This is a genomic window from Shewanella colwelliana, assembly GCF_001735525.1.
Lineage (GTDB): Bacteria > Pseudomonadota > Gammaproteobacteria > Enterobacterales > Shewanellaceae > Shewanella > Shewanella colwelliana.
In genome coordinates, this window is sequence record NZ_MCBT01000046.1 from 25,693 (window position 1) to 49,081 (window position 23,389).

At 46.0% G+C, this 23,389-nt stretch carries 17 protein-coding genes; 9 read left to right on the forward strand and 8 right to left on the reverse strand.

The features are described 5' to 3' along the window. Positions 1 to 29: 29 nt before the first annotated feature. On the forward strand, positions 30 to 1,595 hold the full coding sequence (gene ahpF / locus BEL05_RS15590; protein ID WP_028762465.1) for an alkyl hydroperoxide reductase subunit F: 1,566 nt from the start codon (positions 30 to 32) through the stop codon (positions 1,593 to 1,595). Positions 1,596 to 1,736: 141 nt separating this feature from the next. After that, the gene (locus tag BEL05_RS15595; protein WP_069671742.1) at positions 1,737 to 2,882 is read left to right on the forward strand and encodes a GGDEF domain-containing protein; all 1,146 of its coding nucleotides are present in this window, start codon (positions 1,737 to 1,739) and stop codon (positions 2,880 to 2,882) included. A 157-nt stretch (positions 2,883 to 3,039) separates the two neighbouring features. On the opposite strand, the gene BEL05_RS15600 is transcribed toward BEL05_RS15595, so the two are convergent. The 3 genes from BEL05_RS15600 to BEL05_RS15610 form a co-directional block, all read right to left on the reverse strand. Next, complete coding sequence (locus BEL05_RS15600; RefSeq protein WP_069671743.1) at positions 3,040 to 3,237, reverse strand: cytoplasmic protein; 198 nt, start codon at positions 3,235 to 3,237, stop codon at positions 3,040 to 3,042. Positions 3,238 to 3,358: 121 nt separating this feature from the next. Then, positions 3,359 to 4,765, reverse strand: a complete 1,407-nt coding sequence (locus tag BEL05_RS15605) for a thioredoxin/cytochrome c biogenesis CcdA family protein (RefSeq protein ID WP_069671744.1) — start codon at positions 4,763 to 4,765, stop codon at positions 3,359 to 3,361. 211 nt (positions 4,766 to 4,976) lie between these two features. Then, on the reverse strand, positions 4,977 to 5,429 hold the full coding sequence (locus tag BEL05_RS15610) for an OmpA family protein (RefSeq protein ID WP_069671745.1): 453 nt from the start codon (positions 5,427 to 5,429) through the stop codon (positions 4,977 to 4,979). Between the two features lie 318 nt (positions 5,430 to 5,747). Between BEL05_RS15610 and ohrR the strand changes: the two genes are divergently transcribed. The 4 genes from ohrR (at position 5,748) to chrA (ending at position 9,880) form a co-directional block, all read left to right on the forward strand. Continuing rightward, positions 5,748 to 6,194 (forward strand): transcriptional regulator OhrR, encoded by a 447-nt coding sequence (gene ohrR / locus BEL05_RS15615; RefSeq protein ID WP_051412886.1) that lies wholly within the window; start codon positions 5,748 to 5,750, stop codon positions 6,192 to 6,194. Positions 6,195 to 6,211: 17 nt separating this feature from the next. Next, complete coding sequence (locus BEL05_RS15620; RefSeq protein WP_069671746.1) at positions 6,212 to 7,420, forward strand: glycerol-3-phosphate dehydrogenase/oxidase; 1,209 nt, start codon at positions 6,212 to 6,214, stop codon at positions 7,418 to 7,420. 25 nt (positions 7,421 to 7,445) lie between these two features. After that, the gene (gene rlmC, locus BEL05_RS15625) at positions 7,446 to 8,621 is read left to right on the forward strand and encodes a 23S rRNA (uracil(747)-C(5))-methyltransferase RlmC (RefSeq protein WP_439332370.1); all 1,176 of its coding nucleotides are present in this window, start codon (positions 7,446 to 7,448) and stop codon (positions 8,619 to 8,621) included. A gap of 89 nt (positions 8,622 to 8,710) precedes the next feature. After that, positions 8,711 to 9,880 carry a chromate efflux transporter gene (chrA, locus tag BEL05_RS15630; protein WP_069671748.1) on the forward strand — a complete coding sequence of 390 codons (1,170 nt, stop codon included), beginning with the start codon at positions 8,711 to 8,713 and terminating at the stop codon, positions 9,878 to 9,880. Here the strand turns inward: chrA and BEL05_RS20800 are convergent. After that, complete coding sequence (locus tag BEL05_RS20800) at positions 9,815 to 10,300, reverse strand: ATP-binding protein (protein ID WP_083250374.1); 486 nt, start codon at positions 10,298 to 10,300, stop codon at positions 9,815 to 9,817. The genes chrA and BEL05_RS20800 overlap by 66 nt on opposite strands. 337 nt (positions 10,301 to 10,637) lie before the next feature. Between BEL05_RS20800 and BEL05_RS15635 the strand changes: the two genes are divergently transcribed. Continuing rightward, positions 10,638 to 12,302, forward strand: coding sequence for a methyl-accepting chemotaxis protein (locus BEL05_RS15635; RefSeq protein WP_069671749.1), 1,665 nt, complete (start codon positions 10,638 to 10,640; stop codon positions 12,300 to 12,302). Positions 12,303 to 12,378: 76 nt separating this feature from the next. On the opposite strand, the gene fdhF is transcribed toward BEL05_RS15635, so the two are convergent. Together fdhF and BEL05_RS15645 are read right to left on the reverse strand one after the other, a co-directional pair. Further along, the gene (fdhF, locus tag BEL05_RS15640; protein WP_069671750.1) at positions 12,379 to 16,593 is read right to left on the reverse strand and encodes a formate dehydrogenase subunit alpha; all 4,215 of its coding nucleotides are present in this window, start codon (positions 16,591 to 16,593) and stop codon (positions 12,379 to 12,381) included. Between the two features lie 238 nt (positions 16,594 to 16,831). After that, complete coding sequence (locus tag BEL05_RS15645) at positions 16,832 to 17,815, reverse strand: ion channel (protein WP_028762449.1); 984 nt, start codon at positions 17,813 to 17,815, stop codon at positions 16,832 to 16,834. A gap of 214 nt (positions 17,816 to 18,029) precedes the next feature. On the opposite strand from BEL05_RS15645, the gene prfB reads away from it, so the two are divergent. Both prfB and lysS read left to right on the forward strand, forming a co-directional pair. Continuing rightward, positions 18,030 to 19,128, forward strand: a protein-coding gene (prfB, locus tag BEL05_RS15650; protein ID WP_162148991.1) for a peptide chain release factor 2 whose coding sequence is annotated in 2 segments (ribosomal slippage) — positions 18,030 to 18,104 and positions 18,106 to 19,128 — 1,098 coding nt in all. Because the reading frame shifts where the segments join, the coding sequence is not laid out codon by codon here. A 12-nt stretch (positions 19,129 to 19,140) separates the two neighbouring features. Further along, a complete protein-coding gene (gene lysS / locus BEL05_RS15655) occupies positions 19,141 to 20,643 on the forward strand; it encodes a lysine--tRNA ligase (RefSeq protein ID WP_028762447.1) in 1,503 nt (500 codons plus the stop codon). Between the two features lie 92 nt (positions 20,644 to 20,735). On the opposite strand, the gene BEL05_RS15660 is transcribed toward lysS, so the two are convergent. Both BEL05_RS15660 and BEL05_RS15665 read right to left on the reverse strand, forming a co-directional pair. Next, on the reverse strand, positions 20,736 to 21,536 hold the full coding sequence (locus BEL05_RS15660) for a BRO-N domain-containing protein (protein WP_069671751.1): 801 nt from the start codon (positions 21,534 to 21,536) through the stop codon (positions 20,736 to 20,738). A gap of 730 nt (positions 21,537 to 22,266) precedes the next feature. Then, positions 22,267 to 23,364, reverse strand: coding sequence for a PQQ-dependent sugar dehydrogenase (locus BEL05_RS15665; RefSeq protein ID WP_069671752.1), 1,098 nt, complete (start codon positions 23,362 to 23,364; stop codon positions 22,267 to 22,269). Between the last annotated feature and the right edge of the window lie 25 nt (positions 23,365 to 23,389).

Sequence of the window (23,389 nt, forward strand, 5' to 3'; positions counted from 1 at the left end):
AATTTCAGAATGTCATCTTAGGAGTGATTATGTTAGATACGAATTTAAAAAATCAGCTGACTACTTATTTGCAAAACCTCAAGCGCCCAGTTGAACTTGTCGTATCTGCAGATAACAGTCCGAAGGCACGTGAACTTACGAGCTTGGCGAGTGAGATAGCGGGTCTATCCACCTTGGTTTCACTACGTGAATCTCAAGGGGAGCGATCGCCGTCGATGACAATCACTAATCACGAGACTCACACGCTGATGACGTTTGCCGGTTTACCTATGGGACATGAGTTTACTTCATTAGTGTTGGCACTCCTGCACACGGGAGGACACCCAATTAAGCTAGATAAGGCGTTGATTGAGCAGATCCGCAATTTGCCGGGTGAATATCATTTTGAAACCTATGTTTCTCTCAGTTGTCAGACGTGTCCAGAGGTTGTCCAGGCACTCAATATGATGGCAGCAATTAATCCTGCGATCACCAATGTGATGATTGATGGCTCATTGTTCCAAGATGAAGTGAGTGAGCGCAATATCATGGCTGTTCCCTCTGTTTATCTCAATGGTGAGCCATTCTCTGTAGGCGGAATAAGTGTTGAGCAGATTTTAAATAAACTTGATGTCAATGCTGCTGGGCGTAAAGCTGAAGCCTTGAATCAGAAACAAGCCTTTGATGTATTAGTGGTTGGCGGTGGCCCTGCTGGCGCATCAGCGGCAATCTATGCGGCGCGTAAAGGGCTGCGAACAGGGATTGTGGCTGACAAATTTGGTGGACAAGTTGCTGAAACCGTAGGGATTGAAAACTTCATCTCTGTTAAAGCGACAGAAGGCCCCAAATTGGTGGCCAATTTAGAAGCTCATGTTCATGAATATGACGTCGACATTATGGATAATCAACGCGCATTGAGTTTAAAGTCGGGAGAGTTATTTGAGTTACAACTTGAAAGTGGTGCCTTGCTGCGCAGTAAAACCATTTTGCTGGCAACTGGGGCGCGCTGGCGCGAGATGAACGTACCCGGTGAGCAGGCTTATCGTGGCAAAGGGGTAGCATATTGCCCACATTGTGATGGCCCATTGTTTAAAGGTAAGCGTGTGGCTGTGATAGGTGGCGGGAACTCTGGTATTGAAGCCGCGATTGACCTGGCGAACATTGTTGAGCATGTTACCGTGCTTGAATTTGATAGCAAGCTAAGAGCGGATGAGGTGTTACAACGTAAAGCCTCATCAATGGGTAATATTGAGATCATCACGCAAGCTATGACCACCGAAGTCACCGGGGATGGCAGCCGAGTCAATGGTCTAAACTACACTGATAGAGCCACAGGCGATAGCCACCATGTTGAGTTAGCGGGTATCTTTGTACAAATTGGCTTAGTGCCCAATGCTGAATGGTTAAAAGGTACACTTGAGCTTACAGACCGAGGCGAAGTGATTGTTGACGGCAAAGGTGAGACATCAATACCGGGCGTATTTGCTGCGGGAGATGTCACTAATTCTGCTTACAAGCAGATCATTATTGCCATGGGCAGTGGTGCGACAGCGTCATTGGGCGCATTTGACTATCTGATCAGGCAAACTGATGCTGTTGTTGATAACGCAGCGTAGAAATATCAAGGAAAGTTCATGTTAAAACAGTCAGCTAAAGCTGGCTGTTTTACTTTCAGACCTTATAATCAATATAAGCTAAATAAGGTTAAACCAATTTGTCCTTGTTCAAAGAGACCATGACGAGAATATAAATTTGCCATGAATATAGAGCTGCCGATTTTTGAACAGCAATTGAAAGTTGAGACCCAAAAATACCTCTTTAACGGGGTACAGTGGGCGAGCTGGCTGTCAATTTTTTTGGCCTGTGTGATCATTGTAAATGATGTGGCAAAAACGGCTCATCTTATTGTGGCTAGCCAAACCATTCTGTTCGTTTTTCCGGTCTTTATCGTCACTATTTTGGGGTTATTAGCCGCTAAAATTATTGGCGAGAAAAAGAGTAATCAAACCATACTTATTACCTTTGCAGGGATATTAACCCTTAGCTGGGTGTATGCGGTTTTGTCGCTATTGCCCTATCTTGACGCGCTTGATTTAGAGACTGGCGGCGCGACGTTATCGGGTGTTGAATCCCTCATCGATATTTTAGTGCTTACTTTTGCTATTGCGCTCTTTCCTCATCGCGGCTTAATGCTAACAACTGTCTCGCTGTTTATTATGATCGGTATGGTCGTAAGAATAGTCGAGCTTCCAGGGCATCTTTTATTCCCTTTGACAAAATATCTGTGTTTGTTGGTGATTGTAATAAGTGCACAAAAGGTTTTATACAGCTGGTTCAAAAAAGCGATTTTACGCGATGTAGAGAAGCAGCAGTTGGTGAAACAGTTTCGGCGAATGGCCTTGATAGATGGTTTAACGGGTTTAAGTAATCGCCGCCATTTTGATGAGATTTTAGCGCAAGAGATCAGAGTGTCTGAGCGTAATAGGCATCCACTTAGCCTTATTTTGCTCGATGTCGATTTTTTTAAACGGCTCAATGATAAGCTCGGTCACCAAGTGGGCGATGACTGCCTCATGGCACTTGGGCGGATTTTATCAGAGATAGCCTCAAGACCTAGAGACTTAGCCGCTAGATATGGTGGCGAGGAGTTTGTACTCATACTGCCTAATACCGATACCGCAGGGGCAGAGACGGTTGCTGCGAAGTTAAAACAGGCGCTACGCGAAGCAAAAATACCGAATCCTGACTCTGACGTGAGTCAATATGTCACCGTGTCTCAAGGGATTTGTCAGTGGCAAGCGTTAGAAAGTTCTGACGATTATCTGGCCCGAGCCGATAGTTATTTATACAAAGCGAAGCATGGGGGAAGAGATACTTATTACTCTGACGCCATGCCGTCCTAAATTGTGGTTTTTATTATCTAAACAATTCTTCTAGTCGATTCAACGTTTGCTGGCCATCCTTTTTCTCTTGTAAACTTTCAAGGCAGTTTCCAACCATCTCAAACACCAATAAAAAGCCCTCCATGAGGAGGGCTTAAGGCTATTCTCGCTTTAAATGCTATGCTGTGGTGTTAATATTATGACCACTATTGCCTACAGGCGTAGCTTTTGGCGTTGCATCGACCGCTTCAATCAGCTGTAGTGCAATTTCTCCCTCTGCTTGCTGCTGCTCTTTGGCTAGCTGCGCCACTTTAACCCCAATGTTGCCATTGCTTAGGTTGGGCTGGAGATTACTGGTTCCAACTGTTACTGCCATGATTACCGCCTTACACTTAGTTCTGTACCATATTAATGCACACCATTAACTATAGTGTTATCGGCTATAAATTGAAAAGCTTTAGGCCAAACTGGGCGCGTTGCTCGGTTTGACCTAGGGCTTAAGCCTTCTTAGCGATTACTTTTCGGGTTAAGGTGATAATAAAGGTTAACCCAATTGAGGCTAAGATAAGCCCGATCGCTAAGACCACATTTTGCAGTGCCGTGGGGTCAATCGCGAGCATACCGCCTAAACCAACCATCATTATTCCCGACATCAGCTTAAGTGTTTGGCCCTCTTTTTCAGTGAGCTTACGCTTACCCAGAGATACACTAAAGGCGATGACGATGATGGCCAGTGGAATGACATAAACCACGTTATACATGATTAAATACATGTAACGTTCGATGGTGGGTAAGTCATGCATGGACAACACGCTCGTATAAATCATCGGAAAGCCTGCTGTGCACAATAGTTCGTAGGCATTGGCTAAAATAGACAATACCACTGTACCGGCAATCATTGCTGTCATACTGCTGGCGCTGGTTAGTTTCCCCATACGTTTAATTAAACCTGTACGGTTTTCTGCCGACATCGATAGGGTGACTTCGCCTTTGGTAAAAAAGTAGTCCTTAATGTTTATCGCGCCGGCAACCAAAGCTAACATGCCCGCTCCAAGGATGATCCACCCTCCATCGCTGCCCGCGCCGAGTAGTTGGAAAATGTTGAGCCAAGCACTCATAAAGATAAAGTAGATAAAGCCTGAGAAGAATACGAAAATCCCCCCCACGATAAGCATGCGGGTACGACTCTTAGCATTCACCATAATAGAGAGTAAAAATAGTAGTACAAAGAAGGCACATGGGTTAAACGCATCTACCCCAGCAAGCACTACCGTTAATAGTGGCAATGACATCTGTTCAGGATGGACGACACCAACAAGGGGTAATTCGACGGGTTGAACATCAGACGCTGTGATATTGCTGGTGGTCTCTTCACCTAAGTCGCACGTGCCTTCGCTAGCACTCTCGCTGCAGGTTTGAAATAAACCTCCTGAAGCTGGCAATTCACTCGTATATTGCCCTTCGGTTTCTGGCGCTAATTGACCGCCTAATGACACATAGTATGCTTTTAACTTTTGGACAAGAAACTCGCCCGTAACTGCATGGCTACTGTAGCCGACTATCGCTTTTTCACCGCTAGCAAAATAGGGGACTGAGCGGGCTTCTGTGCCTGTTTTCTCTGCGATTTTTTGCCACGCTTCCATGGTACCTGGTGCGGTGATCATAAAATCTTCCACTTCTAACCAAGGATATTGCTTGGGCAAACTATCAATAAAGGGGTGAGCTTCAGCACAGTGCGGACAGGTTTTTGACCAGAAAAAATAGAGTTTAACTTTTAGCTGACCTTGGCTGTCAACATAATGCCAAGTTTGACTATCTGTTGTTGACGCATTATCGATTGCGTAAGTTAAGGTTGGAAAAAAGCTAAAGAGTAATAAAAAACTAAAAATAAGGGGTCGTAACATAATCCCTCCTTCAGAGGTGTTTGCCGAGTGCAAAGTAGGCAAGGTGAAAATCCTTTATCAATAGTTTACTGATATAAAAGCAAGAGATTAATTTTATGTGTCAGATTTGCAATGTAAATCGTGAAATCGAATAGAATTGTTAACTGCGGCTCGTTTTGGAGCAAGCCAGTATGCAAATGATATCGGCTTGCTCGTTTGCAGTGTGACGTGGCTACTTAGGGGATGTTATTGAGTCGATGTTTGACTGTTTATCCGCGGTCGACGCCATAATGGTTTGAGGCACTGTTTGTGTACACCAGTGTAGGCTAACGCTACGGGTATCGTTATCACTAGCAGTTAATATGCGGGTCACAATAGGTTGTGAGAAGGCAGATTGGGTTAAATAGTGTTTCACCCTATCAATTCGGCGGTTGGCTAACCACATATTATATTCGCGCAATTTTTTGTCTGTTTGCCCTTTGTAAACTGGAAATTCAAGTAGCAAATAGCCGTCGCCTTGTTGTGTTTCTGTGACGAGTTTCTTCAGTTTTTGCGTATATTTACCCGAGAAATACGAACTGTTTTTCTCGAACGGAATATCACCATAGTTAATATTTTTAGGGCATTTTGCCATTAACGGGGTGGATAATAGAAATGACATCATCACTACTAACAGCTGCTTCATAGTGAACACCTCCAATGTGTTGGTATTGAAACGAGATTAAGAGGGTGGAATCTAGGTGATTATCGTTTGAAAATCAACCTAGATTTGGGCCTGGCGAGCTGATTTTTTCACCACATCAGAGTGATTACACTAGCGTCACAATTTAGTCACTTTGCATCTTGATGGTTTTATTTGAAAAAAGGCTAACTGTTTGGCCGGAAAGACAATAAATTGACAAGTTAAATGAAATTATTTTTCCAAGAGAAATTTTCACTTTCTTGGCAACTTGCAGTAAAATGATTATAAGTTGCGTGCAATTAAATTTATGGTGATGTGGATATGAGCCAAAACGAAGAGCTAAATCCTCTGGCTTTAGAAAATCAGGTATGTTTTTCCTTATACAGTGCGGCGAATGCAATGGTGAGGGCGTATCGCCCGCTACTCGATAAGCTTGACCTAACTTATCCCCAGTATTTAGCGATGCTGGTGCTGTGGCAGCACCAAGGGATTAGCGTGAAGACCCTGGGCGAGCAATTACACCTCGACTCAGGCACGTTAACACCACTCTTGAAGCGACTGGAAGGCAAGGGGTTGGTGACTCGCGGGCGCAGCGAAACCGATGAGCGTGTGCGAGTGTTGCATTTGACCGATGCTGGCAATGCATTGCATGAGTTGGCTAAAGAGATCCCAACCATGATGCGCTGTAAAGTTGGTGGTGAACCACAAGAGTTTATGCAACTTAAGCTATTGTGTGATAAAGCTTATCAATATTTAAATAAGGCATAATCAACTAAGGTGACACATTGGATACGGTAGATCTGGTCGTCATTGGTGGCGGTATTACGGGCGTGGGCATTGCACAGCGTGCTCAGGCCGCAGGTTATAGTGTCGCAGTCTTGGAAAAAGGTGAGATTGGTCAGGCAACATCATCCAACTCCAGTAAATTGATTCACGGTGGGTTACGTTATTTGGAAAGTGGCCAAATAAGCCTAGTGCGTGAATCATTGGCACAACGTAAAGCGCTGCTTTTATTGGCGCCGACACTTGTAAAGCCTGTTCCCTTCTATATCCCTATTTACCAAGGTAGTCAGCGTGGCCCGCTCGCGATCCGTGCTGGACTCAGTATGTATGCGTTATTAAGCGAGTTTGATGCGCTTGGGCAGTTCAAATCAATCGCGCCTAAAGAGTGGGGGAACTTGTTTGGGTTAAAGTTGCAGGGATTGAGAGCTGTGTTTCGTTACTGGGATGCACAAACTGACGATCACGCCCTTACGCTTGCCGTCGCTGATAGCGCAAAACAGATTGGCGCACGCATCCATACTTCTGTGGAGATTAAGACCATTGAGCATCAAAGAGATGCTTGTACTATTCACTATAAGCAAAACAGTTTAGCTAAAAGCCTTAAGGCCCTTTGTGTCATCAACGCTAGCGGACCTTGGGTGAATAAAACCCTCGAGTTGGTGCAACCTAAGGTCACTGGCGTCGATATTGAGTTGGTACAGGGCAGCCATCTGGTACTCGATATTCCACCACCCGATGGTATTCTTTATCTTGAGTCGATTTATGATAAACGGGTTGTATTTGTGATGCCATGGAAAGGAAAAACCATGATTGGCACCACTGAAACCCCAGTGAATGATGCGGATGAAGTGGGTGTCACCCAAGCTGAAACGCAATATTTACTGGGTATTTATCGACACTACTTTCCTTTTTCTGAGGAGGGTAGCCACTTAGCTGATAAAGTTATTGGCAACTATTGTGGAATGAGGGTGTTACCAAAACAGCAAGTAGATGCTTTTGACTTGCCCAGAGAAACCTTGATGAATACTCGGGTTACTCATCCAAGGCTAATGACGATTTATGGTGGCAAGCTTACAACATTTAGGCACACAGCGAAGGACGCTGTTGAATGGGTCGAAAAGCAAATTGGCCAGCGCGCAGCGGTGGCTGATGTCGACCAACTGAAGCTCTGTGCATCGACAAATCACACGAATAACACGCTCGATGGGTGATTTTTATGACTAAACCAGCTAAAGTGTGGCGCCTTTTTTATCCCTTTCAACGAGTCTATTTGTTGTGAATTGTCCATATTTCGACGCAAACCAGTGTCGCTCTTGCCATCATCTAAAAGTGCCTTTAGCCGAGCAGGTTGCGATTAAGTCTGAGGCGTTAGAAGCCTTGCTGGCTGGCCTACCCGTCAAGCAGTGGCTAGCGCCCGTTGGGGGACCTGAATACGGATTTAGAAATAAAGCTAAAATGGTGGTGCTTGGCGCTGCGCATCAACCTATCCTGGGGTTAGTCAGTCCATCGGGTGAGCCTGTTAGTTTATGTGATTGTCAGCTTTATCCCAAGGATATGCAGCAGTTGTTGCATCGACTAGAGCTCTTTGTGCGCCAAGCTGGGATCCCGCCATATCGCGTTGACAAACAAAAAGGTGAACTCAAGTTTATTTTACTGACCCGTAGCCAAGTCCGTGGCGAATATATGCTTAGGTTTGTGTTGCGAACAACAGATGCAATTGTACGCATTGAGCGGGAACTCCAGACATTGCTGGCCGACCACCCTCAAATCAAAGTCGTTTCCGTCAATCTGCAACCTGTACATATGGCTATTTTAGAAGGGGATGAAGAGATATTTCTTAGCGAAGCAACCCGTTTAGAGGAGTGCTTCAATGATGTACCTTTATATATTCGTCCCAAGAGCTTTTTTCAGACCCATCCAGAGGTCGCTGCCAAGCTGTATCAAACAGCCCGTGAATGGACTGCGCAATTGAAGCCCAATGCCATTTGGGATCTGTTTTGCGGTGTGGGTGGTTTTGGCTTGCACTGTGCGTCAAAAGAGATCGCATTAACGGGGATTGAGATTGAATCCGAGGCAATAGCCTGTGCCAAGATGTCGGCTAAAACCATGGGACTTGAAAATGTGCAGTTTACCGCCCTCGATTCCACCGAATTTGCTAGTGGAAGTGACGCTAAAAATAAACCTGATCTGATTATTGTTAATCCTCCTCGACGCGGTATTGGTGAGGCGCTTTGCCATTCTCTTAGTGAATTTGCACCTAAGGCTATTTTGTATTCAAGTTGTAATCCTAAGACCTTGGCAAAAGATCTGCGACACATATCGGGTTATCAAATTTCCAAAGTTCAGTTGTTTGACATGTTCCCTCACACAGACCATTTTGAGGTGTTAGTGCTGCTGGAACGGTTGCCTTAACACGTTCATCATGGCCTTGCCATCACTGTCATCAAGGTGTCATTTAGCTGTCATATTCTATCCGTTGTAACGGGCAAGAGGGGTTAAGTGTGAGCGATGTTTTTATAAAGTTTTTCCTACTTGGATTGGTGAGCTTTGGTGGTCCAGCGGCCCATATTGGCTATTTCAAACGTCGCTTTGTGAATGAGCTTAATTGGCTTGATATGACAGCATTTGGCGGGCTAGTGGCGTTAAGTCAGGTGATCCCCGGACCCGGTTCAAGTCAAATTGGTTTTGCGATTGGCTATCATCGCGCGGGGCTTTTAGGCGGCCTAGCGGCATTTATTGGATTTACTCTTCCCTCCTTTACATTACTGCTGTTATTGGCGCTAGGTAGTGCTAATTGGTTAGGCGAAAGCTGGTTTAATGGCTTGATTCATGGCTTAAAGTTGATGGCGGTGGTGGTGGTATTCGATGCTGTGTTAAGCATGTATAACCAGTTTTGTACTAAATCGATAGCGAAAATACTAATGCTCACTAGTGCGGTAGTTACGCTGCTTGTAGGCAATATTTGGGGCCAGTTATTGATATTAGTTGTTGCCGCGGGTATCGGTATCTTCTGTCTTGCGCCTAAATCGCTAAATGGGGGGAGTGATGGGAGGCGAAACCTATCATTCACTCTGGTGAATGTAAAATGGTTGGCGCTGTTTGGCACGCTGTTTATCACCGCATTGGTGCTGCTTAATAGTCAGCACCCACTTGGGCAAATATTTGCCCAGTTTTATCAGGCTGGGGCATTGGTTTTCGGTGGCGGGCATGTGGTGCTGCCGTTGCTTGAGATGAGCGTTGGTCAACATATAGGCAGTGAACGATTTTTAACAGGCTATGCTTTGGCACAAGCTGTGCCTGGTCCTATGTTCACCTTGGCGGCATTTCTTGGGGCCGAAGTGTTCAGTGCGAAACCTGTTATTGGCGCATTGGTGGCAACTTTGGCCATCTTTTTACCGGGCTTTTTGTTGTTGCTATCAGCCTTAACGGTTTGGCAGGGGTTAATGCATCGTAGTCAATTTCGTGGGGCGATTGCGGGAATTAACGCTGCAGTGGTAGGGCTACTATTGGCTGCATTGGTGTCACCAGTGATCGCCAGTGCTATCTATTCGCTGGTCGATCTGATTTTGGTGCTGCTAGGTTTCTGGCTGTTTAAGCGGTTTCGACTAAATATTTTGTGGCTGGTGCTTGGCTACAGCCTTGTTGGTGTGATGTTCGGGTTGTTTGGCTAAACTTAACCGCTGTTTATGGTTACGCCAGCGGATACAAAGACATGCGCCACCCAGGAGAGTGGATGGCTGTAGTGTCAATGCCCCTTGATGCCAGATGGCGACCTTATGGACGATATACAGTCCTAGGCCATAGCTGGAGCTGTCAGATTGGTCCTTGTCTCTGGCCAAGGCGGCTAACAACTGTTTTCCTTTGCCTTCGAAGCCAGGTCCGTCATCTTCAACCTTAACTTCACAACGCTCGCCATCACAATATAAGCTGACATTGATCTGGGTCCGAGCAAACCTGAGGGCGTTCATGATCAGGTTTTGAGTGGCTATGATTATCGATTGTTTATCCATGTGTGCGGCAATATCGTTGCCTTGAGCCTTGATGGCTACCTTAGGTTTATACAGAAAGAACTTTTCTTGCCGTTGAGTCACAAACTGAAACAACACCTGAAGTTGAAGGTGGTGTGCTTGAGTTTATCGCGCTGATGTTAATCATGTTGGCAGGTATGCATCGTAAGTTTAAGGGATTAGGGTAGCCATACCCAAGAGTGACTTAATTATTAGGTTTATCTATTGCCAGTGTGCCAGGGATGGGATGCTGGCTTTTTATGTCTTAAGCTAAGTTAGTGGGTCTTGGTGATGAAGGGGGATGAAGTACAGAGTATGGAAAATTATTGATCTATTACAATTTTGTTTAAATTAAGTGTTAAGCGGCAGATTTTTTAGCTATATTTCATCTACGAGTGTATCGGTATTTTTGGAGAAAGAAATGTGGCAATTGAAAATGAAGAATAAGCTCTTGGTATTTGCCTTGCTACCTTTGATTTTAAGCTTTCTGTTTTTGGTATCGATTACCTACAACTTAGAATCAAACTCTCTTGAAGAAAATATGACCACGTTCAAGGACAGCCTCTACAAGGAGAGGAAGTCCCAGTTAAAAGAACAGGTTGAAATTGCATTAGAAGTCGTTAATTACCAGCTTAATTTAGGGGCACAAGGTGATGTGAATAACGCCTTACGCAATGTACGTTTTGGTTCGGCAGGTTACTTCTTTATTTACAATTTTAACGGTATCAGTGAGTTTCATGCGGTCAAGCCAGATCAAGAAGGTAAAAATTTAATCGGCATGACAGATCCCAATGGTAAGAAGGTGGTGGTCGGGTTGATTGAAACGGCACGTCGAGGCGATGGTTTTTTTGCTTATGAACATGCAAAGCCTGGCGCAGCCGGATTGATCCCAAAGATTGGTTATGCCGCCACCATACCAGGTAAAGACTGGATCTTGGGGACGGGCGCTTATACCGATGATATTGACATGCAAGTGGACAGTTACCGTGAGGTGATGACTGCGCATATGAATGATAAAACCATGATGATTATCTTTATTGCGTTTATTTTAGTCGCGTTGACAACGGTTGTTATTTTAGTAGCGGCACAACGCATGGTGAATCCAATACATAACATGGTACAAAACCTTGAAGATATTGCGAAAGGCGAGGGGGACTTGACTAAACGTTTAACTGTTAATGGTAGTGATGAAATCGCTATGCTCGGTAGAGCGTTTAATCAATTTGTCGAGAAGCTGCAGAGTATTATCAAAGATGTCGCCAGAGCGACTGTTGAGGTAAAAAGCGGGGCAGACAACATCTCATCACAAACCGCAACCATGACTACTCAGTTAATCAGTCATAACAACGAAACTGACCAAGTCGTGACGGCCATCACCGAAATGTCGGCGACAGCGTCTGAAGTGGCGATGAGCACCACGCAGGTGGCTGAAGCGACCCATGCAGCCACTGATGATGTGACTAATGCACAACAGTGTGTTGATAGTTCTTTGCATGAAGTCTCGGCCTTGATGAGTGAAATTGATACGGCGGCCAAACACATTACTTCGCTTAATGAGCAGTCGCAAAAAATCAACAGTGTGTTGAGTGTCATTGGTGGGATTGCAGAGCAAACCAATTTACTGGCGCTCAATGCAGCCATTGAAGCGGCAAGGGCGGGAGAGCAAGGGCGCGGTTTTGCGGTAGTCGCCGATGAGGTAAGAAGTCTCGCCAGCCGGACGCAAGCCAGTACCTTAGAGATTAACGAGATGCTCTCGGAGCTACATAATCTAGTGACGCTTGCGGTGAATAGTATGGAATCTAGCCAACAAAGCTGCCATCGCTCGGTAACTTCATCACGGGCAATTTCAGATAGTTTGGGGGCGGTGACTTCAGCGGTCACCTCTATTAATGATATGAGTACCCAGATTGCCGCCGCAGCAACGGAGCAGAGCTCGGTGACTGAGGAGATTAATCGTAACGTTTACGCTATCCAAGATATCGTTAATGAGTTGCTGCAATCAAGTAATAGTGCCTCTGATACCAGTCAAGGGCTAGCTGAAGAGGGGCGGACACTGGACAAACTTGTAGGGCAGTTTAAAGTTTAATCATTGATGGATGAAAAAGGCCGCTCGTTAATGAGCGGCCTTTTTTGTGGCACGTAGCCTCGATAATAGCGAGTGGTTACTCATCGCACTTTATGGGCTTTTTGGCGCTTTCGACCTTTACCGCACAGATCTTAAATTCAGGTATTTTAGCCACGGGGTCGAGGACATTATTGGTGAGCTTGTTCGCTGCCGCTTCGGCAAAATGGAAGGGTAAAAACAGCACTCCCGCTTGCGCCCGTTTGGTGACAAACGCTGCGATGCTTATTTTGCCCCGTCGTGTGGATAGGGTGAGCATTTCACCATTATCGATCCCTAGCTTGTCAGCATCGAATGCCGAAATCATTACTCTTGGCGTGGCGAGGTCGTTGAGCCCTGCGGTTTTACGCGACAAGGTGCCAGTGTGGAACTGTTCAAGTAAGCGCCCGGTAGACAGCATATAGGGGTAATCTTTGCAGGGCATTTCTGCTGGCAGTCGATAGCTCACTGGTCGCATCACAGCTTTGCCGCGCGTAAACTGGCTGGTATGCAAAATAGGCGTCCCGGGATGTCCTTCTGCTGGACAGGGCCATTGGATTCCATGTTTGCCGTTTGTGGTGGTGGGATCGATAGTTTTCCAGCTAATACCGCGGTACTGAGGCGTGACTTGGGTGATCTCATGCCAGATGGTTCGCTCATTATCATAGTGCCACTGGGCACCTAAAGCGTTGGCGATATCTGTGATGATTTGCCAATCCTGACGTGCAACGCCAGGTGAGGGGATAGCCACTTGTAATTGCTGCACTCGGCGCTCGGTATTGGTGAAGTGCCCCTGCTTCTCTGCAAAGCTAGCTGCGGGCAATACTACGTCTGCAAGTTCCGCCGTCTCGGTCATAAAAATGTCTTGCACGATGAGCAGTTCACACGCTTTAAGGCCCTGTAATACATGCGCTTGGTCCGGATCGCTCAAGACAGGGTTCTCTCCCATCACATATAAGGCTTTAAGGGTTCCTTTTGCTAAGGCATGCATCATCTCAGTAGCGGCAATACCTATGGTCGATGGTAGTTCACTTTTTTGCCATGCTTGGGTAAAACGCATCTGTACCAATGGGTCATCCACTTTTTGGTAGCCGGTAAAGTAGTTGGGGAGTGCCCCCATATCACAGGCACCTTGAACGTTACTCTGACCCCTAAGTGGGTTAATCCCGGCCCCTTTGACGCCGATATTGCCACACAGCAGCTGTAAATTGGCTATCGCGGTGACATTGTCATGGCCAGAGGTGTGCTGCGTTATACCCATCGCATAGTAGATGGCGGTGATTTTTGCGGTGCCAATCATCTTGGCAAGAAGTTTAATATCGGCTTGCTTCACACCCGTAATGAGCTCGGCATTAGCTAGCTGATAGTCATCCTTCATCACCTCATCATACAACTCACTATAACCGTCGACCCTATTAGTGATGTAGTCGAGATCGTGCCAGTCATTGCTGATGATTTGCTGCATGATGGCGTTAAGCAGCATTACATCTGTCCCTGGGCGCTGACAAATGTAGAGTTCGGCGTCATCGGCAATGGTAACTTTCTTTGGGTCGGCGACAACTAATCTAGCGCCATGCTGATGGACTGCCTGTTTTATCTTTGAGGCAATGATGGGGTGGGCCGCACTGGTATCTGAGCCCAAGATAAAGATCAGATCAGAGGCTTGAATTGATGGAATGTCATTGGTCATTGCGCCGCTGCCCAGAGAGTCTTGCAGTGCGGTAACAGTGGATGCATGACAAAGGCGAGCGCAGTGGTCGATATTATTGGTACCTATTACGCTTCTGAAAAGTTTCTGAAACAGGTAATTGTCTTCATTTGTCGCCTTAGCGGATGCGAGCCCTGCAATAGAATTTGAGCCAAATTGCTGCCTAATTTTGGAGAGTTTTTCGGCGATATAGTTTATTGCCTCACTCCAACTTACGGGGACGAGCGTGCCTTGTTGGCGTATCAGTGGTGTGGTTAGTCGCTGCTCACTATTGACAAAGTCGAAGCCGAATCGACCTTTGACGCACAGCATGCCGTGATTGACGGGGGACTCGGGGTCGCCGCTAACCCGCTTAATCTCATTTGTCTCTGGATCGGTATGCAGTTCGATACGACAGCCTATACCGCAGTATGTGCACACGGTTGAGGTATTAATTAAGGCTTGCTTGCGGCCCTGGGTTTTATCTCGAGCGTCGCTTAAGGCACCAGTGGGACAGACCTGAACACAATTGCCACATTGCACACATTGGCTGTCGGCCATGGTGGCATTAAAGCCAACGCGGGGAGCTTGACGTGCAGAGGGAGACTGAGTCGGCAGGGCCAAGTAACTATCGGCTTCAAAGCATATTGCCTTATGACCCGATTGCTGGTGGCAGGCAGTGACACAAGCTCCACAACTGATACAGCGATTGGGATCAAAATGAATAAAGGGTGAGCTGCTATCTTGAGTAAAGGCACGATGTTCGCTTTTATTAAGCCCTTGTTCCTCAATACGATATTCGGTCGCTAAGTCGCGTAGTTGGCAATCTGTATTGGCCTGACAACCACATTCAAGGCAACGTGCAGCTTCGGCTATGGCCACCGCTTCGTCAAAGCCCTGCTCGATTTCGGCAAAGTTACCTTGCCGCGCGGATATCGGCAGCTCAAGCATCCTGGCCTTAGATTGAGTTAGCGTTTGCGGAAAGTGGCTTTTATCAAGTGGTGTGGATGAGCGCTTCTGCGAGTTAAAAGCTTTGGGGGTCAACTCACATGTCAGCGAGCCATTGAGCTGTTTTTCGATGGCTTGTGCGGCTTTTTTGCCATCGGCGACCGCGGCGACAGCGGTTGCTGGGCCTGTGCGAGAGTCTCCTAATACAAACAGTTTCTCTATGCCTGAAGACATAGTGTGTTCACAGCCTGAGAATGTATTCCAGCGGGTCAGTGCCACTTCACCCGAAGACAACTGGCTCTCAGGATGGATTAAAAATGTCATATCTGGAGTCTGAGACACCGCGGGAATAACGGTGTCAAATGCTTCCGTAAAGGTTTCTCCAGTGGCTTTGGGTGAACGTCTACCAGAGCTATCAGGCTCCCCAAGGAGCATTTTTTCAAACGTGACGGCGTTGACTCGGCCGTTATTATCGCTCAAATTCTCGATGGGATTAGTGAGAAAATAGAAGCGTACACCTTCGTGTTCAGCCTCTTCAATTTCATAATTTTCTGCGGGCATCTCATCACGAGTGCGTCGATAGACTAAGGTGACTTCTGCTCCTTCTCTGAGGGCTGTTCTGGCGCAGTCGATAGCGGTATTTCCCCCGCCGATCACCGCCACTTTTTTCCCTGTGGTGTACTGTTTATCGGTGCAATGGTCTCTTAGGTAGTCAACCCCTAAATAGCAACCGTTAAGTTCAACCCCTGGATAGTTCATCGGCACGGCTTTCTGTGCACCAATTGCTAGGCAAACGGCATCAAAATCGTTCAGTAAACTTTTGAGGTGAATATCTTCACCTAGCCGTGTATTAGTTTGAATTTTCATGCCGTTTTTACACAGTAGCTCAATCTCTTGGTCGAGAATGGCTTTAGGCAAACGGTATTCGGGGATGCCATACCTTAACCAGCCGCCGGCCTTGGGCATCGACTCATAAAGGGTGACATCATGGCCAGCATTGGAGAGGTAGAAACCCGCACTGATTCCAGCGGGGCCGCTGCCTACAATGGCTACTCGCTTGCCGGTTGCGGGGAGTTTTGTGGGGATATAGCTATCGCCCTGAAGATCGATATCGGCTGAATGACGTTTTAGCTGTCTGATGGCAAGGGGTTCATCCAGTTCACCACGACGACAAGCCGATTCACAAAATGCGGGACAGACTCGGCCAATAGAGAGTGGCAGTGGCAAGGTGTCCTTAATGATTTTTACGGCTTCTTTGTGATTGCCTTGTGCAATTTGATACAGATAAGACTGTACATCGACACCTGCAGGGCAGGCGGTCTGGCAAGGCGCTTCACAGTCAGCAAAGTGGTCGCTCAGTAAAGTTTTAAGTGATGCTTGGCGCAGTTCAGATAATGCAGCGGAATGAGTGATGACCGTCAGTGGTTCACTTATGTGTGTTTCACAAGCCTTGATGGTGGTCTTGTTACCTGAACAATCTGTGGTCTCAACATAGCAGAGATCACAGGATTTTCTGCCTTTTGCTTGCTTGCCTTGATGGCATAAATTGGGGATTGCGATGCCTGATTGAGTGGCGCAATGGAGGAGGTTTTCTCCCCGCTTGGCATTGACCGATTGACCATCGATAGTGAGTGTTATCATTGTAGGGACCTTTTTAGAATCGTTGACTATGCTCGGCAGTGCATCACCTTGAGTAAGTAAATTAGAGAAGTAAGGTTGGCTTGAGTATACCCAGAGCCCTTTTGGCAACAGGTCTTAGAAGTGGTTATTTATGCAGCTTTTGGGCGGTACTTCACGCTCAGTGAAGGCATTGAGATCCCAGTCTTGATGCGTACGACTTAAATGTGATCGGGTTATCGTTTTGCTTGGGTATAGCGAATTAGCGAGTCATTTTTTTCACAAATACCACCACGAACAATGCGATGGTGAAACTGCCTGTGAACGCCTCGATAGCTGCAATAGCACGGGAGAAACCTATTGGGGTGAAATCACCATAGCCAAGTGTGGTAAAGGTCACCACAGAATAGTACACACAGTTAAAAAAGAGGGTGAGATTAGCCGATAATCCATTATTGAGATTAAATACATGGATGTTGCCATCGTAACTTAACCCCGTAAATAGGTAGAGCAGGGCACAGATGAAAATGAGCCCCATGGAGAAGCCGATCACTCTGATGGGGGCCTCGCCATAGCCACAGAAAAGATCGACAAACTTTGATACCATGCGGGTATGACTGAACTTGGGCATTTGATGTCTACGCATGGTGAGTTCTTTGCGGAGGTACTCGCCAGCCATGGCAAATAATCCTTCACGTTCAGCGGCTTTACGCAGATCGCGATAGATCTCTTCTGCTTGCTCAAAATAGTCTTCGGCTATCTCTTGCTCGCCAACTCGCTCAGCCTCAAGTGCCATTCGTTCCTGCTTAATGGCTTTACCTGTGTTGATATTTTCAATCTTGGCGCCATTCCATTTTATGCCAAGTAAATTGGTATTGATGAGGTTAGCGCAATGGACATTGGAGTCGCGCAGATCGGCCTTCATTAAACTGGCATTTTGCAGGTTAAGGTTAAACAAGTGAGCACCATTTAAGTTGGCGCGGTATAACTCGGCATGACTCATGTCAAAGCCGGTTTTTTGATGATGACGAACCAGATCGATTCCCGGGAGCTCTGCACGCTTAAGTGCGATACCTCGCATCATGCCTCCGCCTCGGGCGTAGGCTTCTAATCGAGCAATATCTTCTGGTTTATCTTTAAGGATTTTTGGGTCGTGCCAATAGCACAAGCCTGAAGGTTCCGCAGGCTCTGTGCAGGAAAATCCTTCATCTTCGTGGTAGCAACAACGAGTTATCTCTTCATTCATATTGAAAAGTATAGCCAGCAAATGTGAAATAGTAAGTTGGATTGTGCAGGGGGGTTTTTGAGCGAACGTTTGAAAACACTGCATTTTATATTCTATGCCTTTATTGCATGAAATAAGGCCGATTCTGCGAGTCTCGCCTCTAGGCTAAAGCGGGTGATTGAGTTAAAATACCGCGTTTGCACTCCTGCCCATCGATATTTAAGTAGAAAGAGTCATGTTTGAAGTAAATCCGGTTAAATTTAAAATCAAGGAGCTGGCCGACCGTACCCACCTTCTTCGGGGGTATCTTTGACTACGATGCTAAGTGTGAGCGTCTAGAAGAAGTGAGCCGAGAGCTTGAAAGCTCTGAAGTATGGAATAATCCTGAGAATGCACAAGCGCTTGGAAAAGAGCGTGCTTCGCTCGAAGCGGTCGTCAAAACTATCGATGATATGGACAGTGGCCTCGAAGATATCGAAGGGCTGTTGGAGCTGGCCGTTGAAGAGGATGATCAAGAAACCTTCAATGATGCCGAAGCTGAACTTGCTGCGCTGGAAAAACGTTTAGAGGAACTTGAGTTCCGTCGCATGTTTTCTGGTCCACATGATGCCGCCGATTGTTATTTAGATATTCAGTCTGGGTCGGGCGGTACTGAAGCGCAAGATTGGGCCAATATGGTACTGCGTATGTATCTGCGTTGGGGCGAAGCTCATGATTACAAGCCTGAGTTGATTGAGGTGACCGGTGGTGATGTAGCCGGCATTAAAGGTGCAACCATTAAGTTTTCTGGCGAGTATGCCTTTGGATCGCTGAGAACTGAAACCGGTGTTCATCGTTTAGTGCGTAAATCGCCATTTGATTCGTCTGGTAAGCGTCATACCTCTTTCTGCTCGGTATTTGTTTACCCTGAGATTGATGACTCGATCGAAATTGATATTAATCCAGCGGATCTGCGTATCGACACCTATCGTGCATCAGGCGCGGGTGGTCAGCACGTTAACAAAACAGAGTCGGCAATTCGTATTACTCATTTGCCAACTAACACGGTAGTGCAGTGCCAGAATGACCGTTCGCAGCATAAGAACCGTGATGCGGCGATGAAACAGCTAAAAGCTAAATTGTACGAGCTAGAGATGCTCAAGCAGAATGCCGACAAACAGGCTGCAGAAGATGCCAAGTCAGATATTGGTTGGGGCAGCCAGATCCGCTCATATGTGCTCGATGATGCGCGTATTAAAGATCTACGTACCGGTGTTGAAAATCGAAATACCCAGAGCGTCTTAGATGGCGACCTGGACAAGTTTATAGAAGCTAGCCTGAAATCTGGCCTTTAACGAGAGAAGAAGATGACTGAACAAACCCAAGACGAGAACAAGTTAATTGCAGAACGTCGTGCTAAATTAGAGCACATCCGTACGAACTGCCCAGCAAACGGTCACCCAAATAACTTCGATCGAAAACATAAAGCGGCAGACATCCAAGCAGAATTTGGCCAAAACACCAAAGAAGAGCTTGAAGGCATGGGCATTGTGCGTTCAATTGCTGGCCGAGTCATGGCTAAACGTGGTCCTTTCTTAGTGATTCAAGACGTTTCTGGCCGCATTCAAGCTTACGCGGGTAAAGACGTTCAAAAAGATCTTAAAGCGACTTTCCAAGGTTTAGACATTGGTGACATCATAGGTGTTACTGGTCAGCTACACCTTTCAGGTAAAGGCGATCTGTATGTGAACATGGAAGAGTACCAGTTGCTGACTAAAGCACTGCGTCCACTCCCTGAAAAGTTCCATGGTTTAACAGACCAAGAAACCCGTTACCGTCAGCGTTATGTTGATTTGATTGTGAATGAAGAGTCTCGTAACGCCTTCATTATGCGCTCTAAAGTGGTTTCAGCAATCCGTAATTTCATGGTGAAAAAAGAGTTTATGGAAGTTGAAACCCCAATGATGCACAGCATTCCTGGTGGTGCTTCAGCACGTCCATTTGAGACGCATCATAATGCGCTTGATATCGCTATGTATCTGCGTATTGCGCCAGAGCTTTATCTGAAGCGTTTAGTGGTTGGCGGTTTTGAGCGTGTTTTTGAGATTAACCGTAACTTCCGTAACGAAGGTCTATCGCCTCGTCATAACCCTGAATTCACTATGATGGAATTCTACATGGCGTACGCAGATTATAAAGATCTGATGGATTTGACTGAAGAGATGTTGAGCTCTATCGCTATCGAGCTTTGTGGTTCTCCACAACTTCCTTATGGCGAGCACACCGTTGATTTTGGTGGTCCATACGCTCGTCTAAGCATGTTAGATGCCATTAAACAGTATAACCCAGACAACGCAACGATTCAGTCGATGACTTATGAAGAAGTGAAAGACCTTGAGTTTATGCGTGACTTGGCTAAGAGCCTAGGCATGACCATCGAGAAGTTCTGGACTTGCGGTCAGTTACTTGAAGAGATCTTTGGTGAGACGGCTGAGCCACAGTTAATGCAACCAACGTTCATTACTGGCTACCCTGCTGATATCTCACCACTTGCACGTCGTAACGATGAAAACCATTTCATCACTGACCGTTTCGAGTTCTTCATTGGCGGCCGTGAAGTCGCTAACGGTTTCTCTGAGCTTAACGATGCAGAAGATCAAGACAACCGCTTTAAAGCGCAAGTTGATGCAAAAGATGCAGGTGATGACGAAGCGATGTTCTACGACGCTGACTACATTACTGCACTCGAGCACGGCCTGCCACCAACTGCGGGTCAAGGTATTGGTATCGACCGTTTGGTGATGCTGTTTACCAACACGCACACGATTCGTGACGTGATTCTGTTCCCAGCGATGCGCCCACAAGCGTAATTGTTGATTAAGCCGTTGGCTTAATAATCACGATTAAAAAACCAGCCACTTTTCCAAGTAGGCTGGTTTTTTGTTTTTATTACTGATATTTACTAACCTTGAGAGTCTTCTACCAACGATTTTGCTTGGGTAATAACATCTAGATTGAATCTTGCGTTCAACCTTTCTCCGGATGGGCAAGCTATTTTTTTCTTGTTATCTCGAAGGCTAATATTTTCGCACCATGTGACTATGTCAAACTCTTTTTTATTTGTTAAAACTATTTCTTTTTTATCAAACCATTGTCTAACGGTCATGATAAATTCATTATCGGAACCTTGCTGTTCAAGTTTTTCAATACGTTCTTGGGCACTGTTTATATCCCCCCTAACATAGCTTACTTCTTGCTCTAACCTATCTTGCCGAATAATTGTATCTGCCAGTACCCTTGAGTTTTGAGCTACAATTTCAGCCATTTGTGAAAGTGCTGAACCTTGAGGTGTAAGAGGAGGTGGATAAGAGCCAAATTTTGTCAGAGAAGGTACAACATCGTGATATAACCAACGTTGGAATTTTCTTCCTGCAGCAGAGTCATCATTCCCCATTACTCTGTTTAAGCCAGGCTGCGTAACGAAAGTTTCAGTTTCTAACCCTGGTGTTGGTTTTGAATGAGGAAACTGGGTATATTCATCTTTATCTAAAGCTATTATGAGTGTTTTTATTAGATTTGGGATGTTTCTTGTTGGGTTTCGTTCACCCATACTTTTATTTTCTTTGTTCAAAACGACAAAAAAATCCGTTAATGAAAAGTGAAGAATATCGTCGATATACATTGTTCTTATATCTGTTTGCCCAGAGGTTCCTTCATAACAGACATTTACTAAATTATTTACAGGCTCAATTACATCTTTCATTCAATTTATACAGTTAATTTATTAAGTTACTTTACTTTCTGGATTGATGCTATTGAGTTTTTAGGTTGAATTATCATCCCTTAAAATTGATTCAGTGTGTGGTTTTAAAGTCGTGGCGCTTCGCCCACACCCGACGAAAGGGAAACTACAGCATTTCCCTTTTCGATATCCCTGTGCCGCTCCGGCGAAGTGTTGATCCTCATGCTAAATGAGCGAATTTGCTATCGCCTCAGATTCGCCATCCATGGCTCAACTGAGGCTATGTCGGCGTCCTGCCTCGATCACGCAAATTAGCTCACCGCATTCGGACACTTCCAACGGAGTCTATTGTGCCCGCAGGTTCATATGACATCGCTTGATATAACAACTTCTAAAGACCTAGATGTTCGATTTGAATTGAGGAGAGCAAAAAAATAACGTGAGTTTGGCTATGGCCTTTCTCGCACATCCATGTGCTTCAAGGCATTTAGTACATCCTGCAATTAAGATTTCAGCTAGCTTTCGAGGGGAAGGGACGTATGGTCGGAAGCGTTAGTGATTTTGTCGCTTCCTGAAGCGGGTTATATTTGCAGGTTAAAGCTAGATAATTCTCCGTTGGAAATTTTGCTGTTTAAATTTCGCCGGAGCGCTGCGGGATTGCTAAGGGGGACAAGCGGTTTCCCCCTTGGCTCTGGTGTGGGCGAAGCGCCACGACGTTAATCCAAACGAAGTTTGGAAAGTCAAAAATGAACTATTCCGTTTCTGAATAGCTAATTCGATAAACCGCATTAGCCGCATCATCAGAGATTAATAAAGAGCCATCATTGAGCGTTAATACGGCGGCTGGACGACCCCAGCTTTTTTCTCCTTGTAGCCAACCCGATGCAAAAACCTCTGAGTTGACCACCTTGTTGCCTTCAAGCTCAACACGCACGATGCGGTAGCCGACCTTACTGCTGCGATTCCATGAACCATGTTCGGCAATAAAGATATTACCTCGGTAGCTTGAGGGGAATTGCTCTCCTTGATAAAACTCCATTCCCAATGCCGCCACATGAGCGCCTAAGTTCAGGACGGGCACCGTGTTATTAATGCTACTGGCTTTATGACCAAACTCTGGGTCAATGACATCTGCATTGTGAATGTAGGGGAAGCCAAAATGCTGGCCTTCTTTGGTTACGTGGTTAAGTTCATCATCTGGCAGGTCATCTCCCATCATGTCGCGGCCATTGTCGGTAAACCATAACTGCCCTGTGGTTGGGTGAAAGTCAAAGCCAACACTGTTGCGAACCCCAATAGCAACTGTCGCGACTTGTTTGGTATCGATATTGAGCTTAATGATGCTAGCAAAAGGTGTTTCACTTTCACACACGTTGCACGGCGCACCAATGGGGATATAGAGCAGACCATCAGGGCCAAAGCGGATGAACTTCCAGCCATGGTGTGATTTGTTGGGCAGCTTGTCATAAACCAATTCTGGGGGAGGAGTATCGGGCAGTGTTGCCTCTATATTCGGGTAGCGCCAAATTTTATCGACTTCTGCTACATAAAGGTCAGTATTATGAAAAGTGATCCCCGATGGAAGGAAGAGATTGCGCGCGAGTTCAATCATTTGGTCGGGCTTACCATCGTTGTTGGTATCTCGTAGTGCGTGTAGTTTGCCTGCTTTTCGACTGCCTACGAATACAGTTCCTTGATTGCCTAGCGCCATTTGGCGGGCGTTATCGACACCTTCGGCATAGATTTCTATTTCGAACCCTGGCGGTAATACGATTGTCTCCAGTGGCAGCGCAGCGCATATCGCCGGCAAAAATAGAAAGGCTGCAACCAATAATTGCTGCTTTTTCATTACGCTAATTCCTTGTCGGTATGTT

Coding starts and splice junctions, on each gene's coding strand:
- ahpF (WP_028762465.1), top strand. CDS start 30: ATGTTAGATACGAATTTAAAAAATCAGCTGACTACTTATTTGCAAAAC.
- BEL05_RS15595 (WP_069671742.1), top strand. CDS start 1,737: ATGAATATAGAGCTGCCGATTTTTGAACAGCAATTGAAAGTTGAGACC.
- BEL05_RS15600 (WP_069671743.1), bottom strand. CDS start 3,237: ATGGCAGTAACAGTTGGAACCAGTAATCTCCAGCCCAACCTAAGCAAT.
- BEL05_RS15605 (WP_069671744.1), bottom strand. CDS start 4,765: ATGTTACGACCCCTTATTTTTAGTTTTTTATTACTCTTTAGCTTTTTT.
- BEL05_RS15610 (WP_069671745.1), bottom strand. CDS start 5,429: ATGAAGCAGCTGTTAGTAGTGATGATGTCATTTCTATTATCCACCCCG.
- ohrR (WP_051412886.1), top strand. CDS start 5,748: ATGAGCCAAAACGAAGAGCTAAATCCTCTGGCTTTAGAAAATCAGGTA.
- BEL05_RS15635 (WP_069671749.1), top strand. CDS start 10,638: ATGTGGCAATTGAAAATGAAGAATAAGCTCTTGGTATTTGCCTTGCTA.
- fdhF (WP_069671750.1), bottom strand. CDS start 16,593: ATGATAACACTCACTATCGATGGTCAATCGGTCAATGCCAAGCGGGGA.
- BEL05_RS15645 (WP_028762449.1), bottom strand. CDS start 17,815: ATGAATGAAGAGATAACTCGTTGTTGCTACCACGAAGATGAAGGATTT.
- lysS (WP_028762447.1), top strand. CDS start 19,141: ATGACTGAACAAACCCAAGACGAGAACAAGTTAATTGCAGAACGTCGT.
- BEL05_RS15660 (WP_069671751.1), bottom strand. CDS start 21,536: ATGAAAGATGTAATTGAGCCTGTAAATAATTTAGTAAATGTCTGTTAT.
- BEL05_RS15665 (WP_069671752.1), bottom strand. CDS start 23,364: ATGAAAAAGCAGCAATTATTGGTTGCAGCCTTTCTATTTTTGCCGGCG.